Below are 13,001 nucleotides of genomic sequence, written 5' to 3'. Positions count from 1 at the left end.
TGCTCATCCTTTCCAAGCCGAGAAGCATTCAAGCTGGCAATTTGAAGTTGGCTGCTGATCGACGCAATTCAGCAGCCAACCCAGCTAAACGACCGATCGATTCAGCAGTCTTCCCAGCACCTTGTGAGGTCTGAGAAGTAATTTGGCGAATTACACCCATCGTTTGAGTGATGTCAGTAGCAGCAGCTGCTTGTTGATGAGCAGCAATGGAAATGTTTTTAATTAAATGGTTAAGCGTGTTAGATACGTGTTCAATCTCAATCAATGCAGTACCTGCATCTTCAGCCAAGCGCGCGCCAGATACTACTTCAGCAGTCGTCTGCTCCATTGAGCTAACAGCCTCGTTAGTGTCAACCTGAATTGCCCGTACCAAACTCTCGATGCGACGGGTTGCACTAGAGGTGCGTTCAGCTAAACGCTGGACTTCATCGGCAACAATGGCGAAACCACGTCCTGCTTCGCCAGCAGAAGCTGCTTGCACTGCTGCATTAAGCGCCAAAATATTGGTCTGTTCAGAAATATCGTTAATTAATTCTACGATTGAACCAATCTCTTGAGACGACTCACCCAGACGCTTGATACGTTTTGAGGTTTCCTGGATCTGATCGCGGATTTGGTCCATGCCCTGGATAGTTTCACGGACTACACCAGCACCCTCTGCTGCAATCACAACAGAACGCTGCGCTACTTCTGCCGATTCTGCGGAGTTGCGTGACACCTGTTCGATACTAGCCGCAATCTCGCTAATTCGCTCTGAGACTGTGGTGATTTGATTGGCTTGATGGCCTGCGGCCTCCGCCAAGCGCATCGCAGTGGTTTGAGTTTCATGCGCCGATACCGCAACCTTAGCCGAAGTAGTATTGATCGTGGCGACCAATTGACGCAGTTCATCAACAGCACAGTTAATCGCGTCGGCTATCGCCCCAGTCATTTCCTCGGTGACCGAAGCCTTCACGGTTAGATCACCTTCACCTATGGAAATAATCTCTTCCAGCAATCGCATGATTGCCTGCTGGTTACGGCTATTAAACTCCACCTGAGCTTGATAACGCCGCTCTTGTTCACGTGATCGGGAAATCACCGTACTCCAGGCCAGACCAACAATCGACACTACAGACAGCAACCCAAATATCACAGTGAGCCAGAAATTGGGGAAAATACGTTTATCACGTACCGAGCCAACCCCAAATGTCGAAAACGCATTAAATAATTTATTACTGTCCTCCAATAATTTACCTGAGCCATTCACCAATGCATCGACAGAAGATTGCGCAGCAAATAGTTGATGCGAAGTCGCCAGGATATTATCAACGTCCTTTTTCATTGTTATCCACAGGGACTGCGACTTTGTCAGTGCTGACAGCGTGGCATCATTGCGAACAGGGGATATCCCTAACTCCTGATTGCCATTGCGCAAACCTTCCAGCATCCTTGTGAACATCACAGAATCCCGCGCCAGCGCATCGCCGGCTGCGGCTGCCCCAACCCCGGAAGCACGCATCTCAGCGACACGCCGCGCCATAGTGCCGGCCACTACTACCTGCTGCAGTGTATTGTAGAACTGCGAGGGTGGCGCGCCACTAGCAGTCATCGCACGTACCACCTCGTTTAATTGTGCCTGAAGCTGAGGCACATTACTCACGAAGCGATCAGCGTTACTCGCTAAAACCAATGTTGCCGATTCGCTATCAATTAACTGCTTTGCATTCTTACTCAAGGGCTCCCAAGTATTTTTCAGTTGGAACAAAGCATCAGAAACCGAACTTTCATTGTTATAGCGGGCCTCAAGCTTCTTGACAGTATCTTCAATCTTGCTTTTGATTTCCTTAAAATTGGAAAACGCTTTTGAATCTCCAGCGACCGCTTCGCGCCCCTGACTAACCAACTGCTGCGACAACACCTGCAAGTTAGCCACATCGGCACTGGCCCCAGCAAGCCGCCTGCCTTGCCAAGTTGCCACACCGATATTGGCGCTAAATACAATCATCGACAATAAGAACAAACCAATCCAAAAGTTGGTACTCGGGCCGTCAAACTTTTGGCTGTTGCGGACATTCGGGGAGCTACCCATGTTCGACCTCAATCTAAATATGCAAGACGGGACCGCCAATCAGGCAGCAGCCTGTCTAAATTCAGGTGTCCGCGATAGCAGCGAAAGCGAGAACACGCACCAGGACTGGCCGTCAACCAAAAACACACGTTCAATAAAATGAGCATAACGCCCTTGGGCGAGATCACCGATCTCGATGGCATTACTCAATGAAAAACTACGCTGTCCATAGAGGTCATCGATAACCAGTGCTGCATTATCAATCCCTAAGCGCATGATGAGGACACGCTGCCCCTCACGTAATACGGTACGCTGTCCTTCCAAAAACTGTTTAAGATCAATCACAGGTAATAGACTACCTCTCAAATTACCTACGCCTAACAACCAAGGCTGAGCACCCGGCACTAATGTCACCGTAGGCATTGGGACAATCTGAACAACCTCACTAAAGTCAGATACTAAGTTTCTGCTTCCAATACGATAGCCAACACCGCGCCAAATATCGACCGAAAAAGGCTTTTCAGGCAACTGCATGCTGTGTAAGAGACTACGCCGTTCGTAATCATCAAGAATATCGAATGGGAAACGCATCAGATGAACAGTCAGGTTAAACAGCTAATTTTAAAGGATTAACATATGTACGGATGGCACTTAACAACTCCTCGCGTGTAAAAGGTTTGGTCAGATATTGTTCGGAACCAACCACACGACCGCGCGCCTTATCGAATAAGCCATCTTTAGAAGAAAGCATGATCACTGGAGTCGACTTAAACAAGTTATTGTTTTTTATCAACGCGCAAGTTTGATAACCATCCAAGCGCGGCATCATAATATCGACAAAAATAATCTGCGACTTCTGATCAGCAATTTTCGCTAAGGCTTCAAAGCCATCAATAGCGGTAACCACCTCACACCCTTCACGCTTAAGAAGCGTTTCAGCGGTACGTCTTATGGTTTTTGAGTCATCAATGACCATCACCCTAAGACCTGCGAGTTCCTTGCCGCTAGCAACACTTTTAATCATTGCCAATATCCTCATGCGCACAGCGCTCTGAATCTAAATACTGTGTACTGCAATAGCAGACGCAAACAGTAACCGTGAATGAAAATGTGCTGACAGTCAAGAAAAACAACTAAAAACTGGCAAGCACTGGCAATTGCCGTATAAACGAGGAACCTAGCATCGCATGCAAGCACCATATAGGGCAAAACAGGCACACTATTAGCTCCCTAAACTCGCTAACATCGGCATCTCTGTTTCAAATCAGGTTGACCTTTAATGCCGTTGGACGTCGTTGTTGTGATGGACCCCATCACAGGTATCAAAATCGCCAAAGACACCACCTTTGCATTGCTGCTGGAGGCGCAGCGTCGCAGCCATCGCCTTCATTATGTGCACCCTGGTAGCCTCAGCTTAAATGAGGGGCGTACCTTCGCGCAAACCGCACCGCTTCAAGTACGCGACAACAAGACCGACTGGTACACCTTGGGGGAGTTCAGCGAGACTCAACTCGGCCAAGGGCAAATAATCCTGATGCGTAAAGATCCTCCAGTCAATGCTGAATTCATCTACGACACACAGTTGCTTAGTATCGCCCAAGCCGCTGGTGCTCAAGTGATTAACCACCCACAGGGCCTACGCGATCTCAACGAGAAAATAGCCGCGCAGCTATTCCCACAATGTTGCCCACCAACTCTTATTAGCCGTGATATGAGAGCACTGAAGATGTTTGTTCAGAAGCAAGAGCAAGCGATTCTCAAGCCACTAGACGGGATGGGTGGGCATTCGATATTTCGCAGTAGCAACGGCGACCCCAATCTCAATGTGATCCTGGAAACGTTGACAGATGGCGGACGCACACTGGCAATAGCGCAACGCTATCTGCAACAAATTATCGAAGGCGACAAACGCATCCTACTGATTGACGGAGTCCCTATAGACCATTGTTTGGCTAGAATCCCACAAGGTGACGAATTCCGCGGCAACATGGCTGCTGGAGGCCGCGGTGAGAGCCGCCCCCTCAACGAACGCGACCGCTGGATCGCCGCTCAAGTCGGGCCAGAGATGCGACGCCGTGGCATGCGTTTTGTCGGAATCGACGTGATCGGCGACTACTTGACTGAGATAAACGTCACAAGCCCCACCTGCCTACGCGAATTAGACGCACAGTGCGGCCTGAACATCGCTGGACAACTGTTCGATGCAATTGAAACTGGAGGCTGATATGGATGCGGTCAATACAGCCCAAATCCGGGAACGTCAACGTCTGAACACAACACTGGTTCTGTCGATTCTCATACACCTTGCGCTGATTCTAGGAGTAGGCTTCGCAGTCACCGACAAAGCTCCCTTAGTCCCCACCCTGGATGTCATCTTTAGCCAAACAAGTACCCCACTGACGCCCAAGCAAGCTGATTTTCTAGCTCAAGCTAACCAGCAAGGCGGCGGAGATCAAGATAAAGCGCAACGCCCGCGCGACAGCCAACCTGGCGTGATACCCCAAGAGCAAGTGGGAATCGCCCCACAAACACAACGCGCAACACAAGCACGCGCACCAGAACCAATCCAACCGAACGTCATCACCAGCCGTTATGGCAAACAACCGCTTCCAGTACAGCAAACACGTCTTCAAGATCGACATTCACAGCCTAACCCCACCGATGCAAAACGTGAACAACGGAATGCAGAGATGGCACGCTTAGCTGCTGAAGTAAACCTACGCTCAGAAGAGTATGCCAAGCGCCCAACTCGCAAATTTATCTCAGCCAGCACACGCGAATACGCTTATGCAAACTACCTGCGTGCATGGGTTGATCGTGCCGAACGAGTCGGCAATCTGAACTACCCGGACGAGGCACGGCGACGTCGGCTCAGCGGCCGTGTGATTATCACTGTGGGCATACGCCGTGATGGCAGCGTAGATAGCAGCAGAGTACTGATTTCTAGCGGCTCCCCACTGCTGGATGCGGCCGCATTACGCATCGTCCAACTAGCACAACCATTCCCGCCACTTCCCAAGACACAAGACAATGTCGACATCCTACATGTGACCCGCACTTGGCTATTCCTACCTGCCGGCAGCTTGCATGACAATCACTGACATGACACGCATCCATGCGCATTTATTTATCATAAATTTATTACGATGCTTGACCATGCCAATGCCACTTTTATAAAACCTGTAACCTTTGCAGCCTCTGACATCGTTCCAGGGCGCGTAAAAAATGAAGTTTTCCAAAGATTTCTTAAGCCGTTCTTATGGAATAACCAGCATTGATATGATTCAAATGGATTCTATTCTTTCAAGAACAACTCACCTCAATCCCCATAAAATAAAATTACGTTGAATCCAATAGTTTGAATCGCACAGGCATAGAGGCCAATGCTAATTTTTCATTAGAGAGGAGAATACTCGTGGATTATGTAGATATATTGTCAGAAAAAACGATAACGATACTAATCTTTATATGTTTACTCGTTTTTTCTGCTATCTATATCTCTTGGCGAGTAAACTCTTTCTACCCTATTCATATGCGCTTACTACGCTTATTTATCAGCAAGAGTGATATTGAGGACGCAGTTATCAGCAAACACTTATCGAATCAAGCGGCTTTAATTACTTTTCGTATGGCTTTTGGTATTCAGTCTCATACCTTGCGTGATGCAAAAAAAGTAGCAAATTTCGCAGAAAGTAAAAATATATCATTGAATCTTATTGGGAAAGCGGGTGCAGCATTTGATCTGAATACGTGCAGCATCAACAAGAAAAAAGTACCAAAGAGAATTTCATGTGTTTTATTATTCATACTCTCAATGATTTTAATCTTTGCAGCACTCATGTCTGGAGTATTCGCAACAAGCAATCGTCTTTTGGGTCAACTAAATGAAACAGGCACTTGGATTTTATTATCTGAGAATGAAGCGAAAATCGGATCTTCTTTTTTTAATTTACTTGGAAGAAATGAAACTATAAATATACAAAATTGCAACGCTAAAGAGATCGTTACAGAAAAAAGACTCAATAACAGAGACCATCAAATCATTTGCGGCATATGGAATAGTGCATCCATAAAAAAGTCACTCCAGAAAAGTATCAACGGGCAGCAGAAAGCCCTGATTATTTTGATGATAGTACTCCTTTGGTTCTTTATAGACTTAATCAACACCACAAAAAATTGGTATTGTGCAATTCAACTAAATTCCATATTGGGCAGTAAATCATAACCATCCGTTTTACAACTTAAATAGTTACCAAGCCAGGCCAGCCAAGCTTTCATTAAAGAGCGCCTAAGAAACGCCGCATCAACGGCCCCGCCTTCCCGTTGCACTGTCGCTCATCCAAGGAAGAAATAACAGGGTGGGAACCATTTGAGACATGCGCAAAAAATTAGACATGCATCTCAAAAAATCATCAAAATAAAGCTATATCAATCCACTTAGAAATACTGAATCACAGTGCTTATAGACCTCATCTTGAGACCCAAGCTATACATACTTTTGACCCCATAAAAAACTGCAACTCTCAATCAATTAGACAAGTGTTCAATGGCCGCAACACAACACAGATACTCCCCTAAGCGTTGCAGTAACGCTAAGCGGTTAGCACGCAGCATCAGATTTTCATCGTTAACCATCACCTTGTCGAAGAACTCATCAATGGGTGGCCGTAACCGTGCCAGACATGTAAGGACACTGACATAATTTTTGCAATCTAATGCACTGCGGGTATCGGTGATCACACCTTCCAACGCCACGAGTAACCCACTCTCTGCTGGTTGATCGAACAATGTCGCATCGACTGATGCTGGAATCTTAATTTCAGCCTTACGCAAAATATTACGGATACGCTTGTTGGCAACTGCCAGCGCCTCTGCCTCTGGAAGAGCAGCAAATCTGCCGATTGCATCAAGACGGCGATGAAAATCGTATAAAGAGACAGGTTTAAGCTCAGCGACTGCATTAAAGTGCGTTGTTGGAATGCCCTTATCCGCATAGTAACCACGCAAACGCTCTACGATGAAATCGTAAAGCTCTTCAATTCTTGCAGATTTCTCATCACTGACCTGGGGCACCGAATGCTTAACAGCCGCTTCTTTTTTCGACTGTTTCACTGATTCCTGTGCATGACGCTCCTGCTCAATCGTCGTCGCAAACGCGACCCAGTCTGACGCTTGATCCAGTAGCACTTTTAAATCCAGATCGAACCGACTCTCAATAATTGTTCTTGCCAATCCCAACGCATTGCGGCGTAACCCAAAAGGATCCTTGTTACCAGTTGGCTTCATTCCCACAGCAAAACCACACGCCAGCGTATCCAGACGCTCGGCGAGTCCGAGCACCTTACCCAACGGCGAACGTGCGATCTCATCACCAGAAAAGCGAGGCCGATAAGCATCCTCAATCGCCATTGCGACCTCGGGTAACTCACCACTAATCAAGGCATAGTGATGACCCGCAACTCCCTGCAATTCCGGAAACTCATTGACCATGCGAGATTGCAAGTCGTTTTTACTGAGCAACGCAACACGCCTGGCAAGCAATGGATCTACCCCAATCTGTGGCGCAATCGCTTCAGCCAGTACCAGAACTCGCGCAACCTTGTCAGCCAGCGTACCTAACTTCGCATGATAGGTGACCGTCCTTAGTCGCTCTCCCATTGCTTTCAAACCTTGCTTGAGATCCTCATTGAAGAAAAACTTAGCATCAGAAAAACGCGGACGGATCACACGTTCATAGCCCTTTGCGACCTCAGCAACATCATTGGACTCAATATTGGCAATACCGATGAACTTCTCAGTCAACTTCCCCAAACTATCGAGTACAGGAAAAAATTTCTGATTCACCTCCATTGTTTGGATCAACGCCTCCTGCGGCACCTCAAGAAACACACGCTCAAAGCTACATAGCACCGCCGACGGCCATTCCACCAAATTCACCACCTGCGCCACATTATCTTCAGTGATCCGCGCGACTCCACCAACCTGACGCGCTACGGCCTCAATCTCAGCAACAATGCGAGCACGACGTGCGGCAGGATCCACCAACACATAAGCAGCCTGAAGAACATCAATATAATTCTGCGGACCACTCAGCGACACCGGCTTGTCATACAAAAAGCGATGACCACGACTGATACGACCAGCCTTCACCCCCATAATCTCAGCCTCAACCACATCCTGCCCAAAAAGCATCACCAACCAATGGACTGGACGTGCAAATAGATATTCATGAGCGCCCCAGCGCATCGGCTTGGGAATAGGCATCCCCGCAATTGCTTCAGTCAATATTCCTGGCAACAACGCATCCGTACGCTCGCCAGGCACCACCACCCGATGTACGAAACGCTCGCCCTTGGTATCACGAATACGCTCCAATGTCCTCCAATTGACACCACATTTAGCAGCAAACCCCTCCAACGCCTTCGTGGGCTTACCTTCGGTATCAAACGCAGTATTCAGATAAGGGCCAAACAATTCGCGATACTGCTTTGGCTGCTCCACTGCCACAGCCGTGAGTAACACAGCAAGCCGACGCGGAGTCGACAGAGACTTGGCCTCACCATGATCGACCACAATGCCGCGCCTCTCCAACCCAGCCAGCACCCCCTCGAAAAATGCTCGCGACAAGTTCGGCAAAGCATTGACCGGCAATTCCTCGGTCCCAAGTTCGATCAGCAGTGGTTTTAGTTCAGTCATGACAATAGGACCTTGGTCTCCGTTTCTTCCGCGAATGGCAACTAGCGGCGCACCACAGTGATTCGAAACGGAAAACGGATAAAGGAGGCAACTAGCGCCTCAAGTTCGGAAAACCCAGTTTCTCACGCTGAGCGTAATAAGCCTTCGCCACCTCTTGTGACAGTGTACGTATCCGAAGAATGTACCGCTGGCGCTCAGTGACAGAAATTGTGCGACGCGCATCAAGTAAATTGAAGCAGTGACTTGCCTTGATCACCTTCTCATAGGCAGGGAGTGGCAAAACAGCCTCGACCAATGATTTAGCCTCGCGCTCGCAAGCATCGAAAGTGTGGAGTAACTCAGTCACATTTGCGTGCTCGAAATTGTAAGCGCTCTGCTCCACCTCGTTCTGGTGGTAGACATCGCCATACGTCACTGGCGTACCATCCGGGCCATACGTCCACACCAGATCGTAAACGTTATCGCAGCTCTGCAAATACATACACAGCCGTTCCAACCCGTAAGTGACCTCACCCAAAACGGGCTTACATTCCAGCCCGCCAGCTTGCTGAAAATACGTAAACTGCGTCACCTCCATGCCATTGAGCCAGACCTCCCAACCAAGGCCCCAAGCGCCCAATGTCGGGGACTCCCAGTTGTCCTCAACAAAGCGCACATCATGCACCAACGGATCGATACCCAAGGCCTGTAATGAAGCCAAATACAACTCCTGAAGGTTGTCAGGGTTGGGTTTCATTGCAACCTGATATTGATAATAACGCTGCAAACGATTCGGATTTTCCCCATAGCGGCCATCGGTCGGACGCCGACTAGGCTGCACATAAGCAGCATTCCACGGTTCCGGACCCAACGCACGCAAAAAGGTGGCCGGATGAAATGTCCCGGCCCCTACTTCCAGATCTAGCGGTTGAACCAACACGCACCCCTGCTCTGCCCAGTACCGATTGAGAGTCTGGATCAAACCCTGAAAGGTTGTGCTGGTAGAAATAGACAGTACACCCCGAGAATCAGACATGCAGCAAACGCCTTATGAAAGCAGGACATTAGTATACTCACCGAACTGCTGCACTATTTCATGACCAAGATACTTATTGAGTCACTCCCAGCCCATGCAGAGAGCACTGGTATCACCCCTAAAATTCCGACCGACAACCGTACATCATCAATGACTGTAGAGTCTGAACCTCAATGAAGCACTCAGGCTCAGAGCGAGATCAGAACAACTCACCTGTTGATCTCACGGACGACTCGCATTCCTACTAAAACGCATCATCTCTCACAGCATCGCAAACCAACCACGCCCTTCAACACGCCCGCTCCCTCCCCTAGCCACGATAAGCGTTGCTAATCGGATAACGTCGCTCTCGTCCAAACGCACGCTGAGACACCTTCGGACCCGGCGCTGCTTGATGACGCTTCCACTCATTGATCCTTACCAAATTCAGCACATAGTCAACGACACCCGCCGCATAACCAGCGGCGATGATGTCCTCACGTGACTGCTCTTGATCCACATAGAGAGACAAAATGCCATCAAGCACCTCATAGGGTGGCAGCGAATCCTGATCAGTCTGCTGCGCCCGCAACTCCGCCGAAGGCGGCCGATGAATCACCCCAGGAGGGATCGCTAATACATCGCTAACCCTATTACGCCACTGAGCCAACTCAAACACCTGGCTCTTATAAATATCTTTCAACGGCGCATACCCACCACACATATCACCGTAGATCGTCGCATAACCAACCGCATATTCACTTTTATTGCCCGTCGTCAACAACAGCCCACCGAACTTATTGGCCAACGCCATCAAAATCACCCCACGGCTTCGCGATTGCAGATTCTCCTCCGTCGCATCTGGAGCCATTCCCGCAAACAACGGCCCCAATGCGGCTAACAACCCCTCAAATACCGGCTCAATCGCCACCGTTTCCAGCCTAACCCCCAAACTATGACACTGCTCCGCAGCCAAATCATTGGACAACTCAGCCGTATAACGCGACGGCAACCGCACCGCAGTCACCTGATCAGCACCGAGCGCATCGACAGCGATCGCAAGCACCAACGCCGAGTCGATCCCCCCCGACAGCCCCACCCAAACCTTAGAAAAACCATTCTTACGGCAATAATCCTGCACCCCACGCACCACCGCACGCCACACGAGCGCATTGATGCTCACCTCCGACTCCACTACCCATTGCAACGGGACGAAACGGCGCTCAGAACGCATATAGTCCACCACGAGCCACTGATCGGAGAACGCTGCCGCCGCAGGATGCACCCGGCCATGACCATCAACCACTACCGAAGCACCATCAAAAACCAACGCATCCTGACCTCCCACCACATTGAGATATGCAATCGCTGCACCCGTCTCACGCGCACGCTCGGCTAACAACGCATCACGCTGCGCGTGCTTCCCGCGCTCATAGGGTGAAGCATTCGGCACCAACACCAACTCCGCACCACCACACACCGTATCGGCCAGCGGCTCAGAGAACCATAGATCCTCACAGATCAACACCCCAACCGGCACCCCTTTTACTTTGAACACACAACGACTGCCATTGGGATCAACTTCAAAATAACGGCGCTCGTCGAACACCGCATAGTTGGGTAACTCACGCTTCCGGTAAGTCTGCTCAACCTGGCCGTCACAAAGCACACTGGCCACGTTGTACACCACACTCCCCGCACTTTGCGGCCAACCAACCACTGCAACAATACCGTGCGTCGCCGCTGCGATGCGTTCAATCGCCACCTGACAATGCGCTAGGAAACCCGGACGCAACAGCAAATCTTCCGGCGGATAACCACTGAGCGCCAACTCTGGGAACATCACCACATCAGCGCCGTGCTCATCCCGCGCCTGCTCAATCAACGCGATGATGCGCTCAGCATTTTGCGCCACAGCACCCACAGGAAAATCAAACTGCGCCATCGCAATACGCAGAAATTCGGACATATCTCAATAACCTTATGCATATCCCTCTTGCACACCGGCAAGAACAGTCAACGCCCACTGAATGAATAGAGCCTGCACACCCACCACTTAGTAAAGTCACAGAACTAAACGGACCCACATTATTTCAGAAGCCCAGGCAAAGTCGCTCCATCTACATCAATGGCACGACACCCTATGCAAAAATAATCCAAGCCCCAGCATGTCCCATCCCGCACTTCACCGACACAGCGACTACAAAAATGATGATATGACCGCCCTAATCACCTCACACCAAACACCCTATGGCCTACATACAGCGCACAAGCCACAACACCTTGCCGATAAAACATCCCTCTGCCTCAAGAGCAAGCATGAATAGATAAATGACCAAGCATCTACACCTAGGTTACTGCGCACCGTATCCCCTCTCTGACACACCATGCGACTAAACCTCAATCGCCACATAGATCACCTTATGGCTGCTCGGACGCAGACATACCCCACTCATGATTGACTCCACACGACACAGCAGCAGACAGCTTTGATTGATCACACACTGCCGCGCCCACCAACCCATACCGCTGAAACCTGCAACCCATTGCAAAAACCACATTCCAGCAACTAAAAACTGCCAGCACAGCTATCACTCTCATGCGTAACATCGCCAGCCAACACATGGCAGGCCAATCATTGATCACCGCTAACACCGGAAGACATCACACACGGCATAACAAAAATTAGAGAATAAAACGCATCACCGCATCTTTAAGAAAACATACCCAAGTGAAACCACGCAACGCACAACACCTGTCATAACCTCATCGTGCTTGTATGAAACAGTGATTGCCTCAAAATACTGCACCACTGAGCCATCCACACCATAAACACTGGATTCCCATGCCGCATCCTTGCCTCTCCTGTGGCGCCTGCTGCGCTTACTTCCGCGTCAGCTTTCATTGGAGCGAAGCCGATCCGGCACTAGGCGGCAATGTCCCGATAGAACTCACCGAACCACTGCGTATCCACGAACGGGTCATGCACGGCACCTCACAAACACATCCACGCTGTATCGCACTGGATGCGCAGATCGGGTATCGCAGCCGCTGTACGATCCATGAGCGGCGTCCCTCCGTATGTGCTGCCGTCCCTGCTTCCCTGGAATTCGGCACACGCAGCCAACAATGCGACACATCACGGCGAGCACACGGACTACACCTGCTGACCGAAGCCGACTGGGCAGGCGTGACCAACGCAGAACGCAACCCACTGCCGAACGAGTAAACAACATCACCGCAACCGCCAGCAACACCCGC

Annotated in this window: 10 protein-coding genes; 4 read left to right on the top strand and 6 right to left on the bottom strand. The window is 49.7% G+C overall.

The window, feature by feature from the left end; genetic code table 11:
- Positions 1–28: 28 nt before the first annotated feature.
- Genes F7G16_RS08010 through F7G16_RS08000 form a run of 3 tightly spaced genes read right to left on the bottom strand, consistent with a single transcriptional unit; the run spans position 29 to position 3,074 of the window.
- On the bottom strand, positions 29–2,071 hold the full coding sequence (locus F7G16_RS08010; RefSeq protein ID WP_004572848.1) for a methyl-accepting chemotaxis protein: 2,043 nt from the start codon (positions 2,069–2,071) through the stop codon (positions 29–31).
- A 39-nt stretch (positions 2,072–2,110) separates the two neighbouring features.
- The gene (locus F7G16_RS08005; RefSeq protein WP_004085458.1) at positions 2,111–2,641 is read right to left on the bottom strand and encodes a chemotaxis protein CheW; all 531 of its coding nucleotides are present in this window, start codon (positions 2,639–2,641) and stop codon (positions 2,111–2,113) included.
- A 16-nt stretch (positions 2,642–2,657) separates the two neighbouring features.
- Positions 2,658–3,074 carry a response regulator gene (locus F7G16_RS08000; protein WP_004085459.1) on the bottom strand — a complete coding sequence of 139 codons (417 nt, stop codon included), beginning with the start codon at positions 3,072–3,074 and terminating at the stop codon, positions 2,658–2,660.
- 255 nt (positions 3,075–3,329) lie between these two features.
- On the opposite strand from F7G16_RS08000, the gene gshB reads away from it, so the two are divergent.
- From gshB to F7G16_RS07985, 3 genes are all read left to right on the top strand, one after another.
- A complete protein-coding gene (gshB, locus tag F7G16_RS07995; RefSeq protein WP_004572847.1) occupies positions 3,330–4,274 on the top strand; it encodes a glutathione synthase in 945 nt (314 codons plus the stop codon).
- Between the two features lies 1 nt (position 4,275).
- Entirely contained in the window at positions 4,276–5,151 is an 876-nt protein-coding gene (locus F7G16_RS07990; RefSeq protein ID WP_012382557.1) for an energy transducer TonB family protein, read from the top strand.
- Positions 5,152–5,465: 314 nt separating this feature from the next.
- On the top strand, positions 5,466–6,275 hold the full coding sequence (locus F7G16_RS07985) for a DUF6216 family protein (RefSeq protein WP_011097814.1): 810 nt from the start codon (positions 5,466–5,468) through the stop codon (positions 6,273–6,275).
- 302 nt (positions 6,276–6,577) lie between these two features.
- Here the strand turns inward: F7G16_RS07985 and glyS are convergent, their stop codons facing one another.
- The 3 genes from glyS to F7G16_RS07970 all read right to left on the bottom strand — a co-directional run bounded on the left by glyS (position 6,578) and on the right by F7G16_RS07970 (position 11,709).
- On the bottom strand, positions 6,578–8,746 hold the full coding sequence (gene glyS, locus F7G16_RS07980) for a glycine--tRNA ligase subunit beta (protein WP_004572844.1): 2,169 nt from the start codon (positions 8,744–8,746) through the stop codon (positions 6,578–6,580).
- A gap of 91 nt (positions 8,747–8,837) precedes the next feature.
- Entirely contained in the window at positions 8,838–9,761 is a 924-nt protein-coding gene (glyQ, locus tag F7G16_RS07975; protein ID WP_004085463.1) for a glycine--tRNA ligase subunit alpha, read from the bottom strand.
- A gap of 310 nt (positions 9,762–10,071) precedes the next feature.
- Complete coding sequence (locus tag F7G16_RS07970) at positions 10,072–11,709, bottom strand: NAD+ synthase (RefSeq protein ID WP_004572843.1); 1,638 nt, start codon at positions 11,707–11,709, stop codon at positions 10,072–10,074.
- An 876-nt stretch (positions 11,710–12,585) separates the two neighbouring features.
- Here F7G16_RS07970 and F7G16_RS07965 point away from each other — a divergent pair.
- Positions 12,586–12,969, top strand: a complete 384-nt coding sequence (locus tag F7G16_RS07965) for a YkgJ family cysteine cluster protein (protein ID WP_004572842.1) — start codon at positions 12,586–12,588, stop codon at positions 12,967–12,969.
- Positions 12,970–13,001: the final 32 nt, after the last annotated feature.

The sequence above is a fragment of the Xylella fastidiosa genome (assembly GCF_011801475.1).
Classification (GTDB): Bacteria; Pseudomonadota; Gammaproteobacteria; order Xanthomonadales; family Xanthomonadaceae; genus Xylella; species Xylella fastidiosa.
The sequence above is the reverse complement of the archived record's forward strand: the minus strand, read 5'-3'. Positions and strand labels throughout refer to the sequence as shown.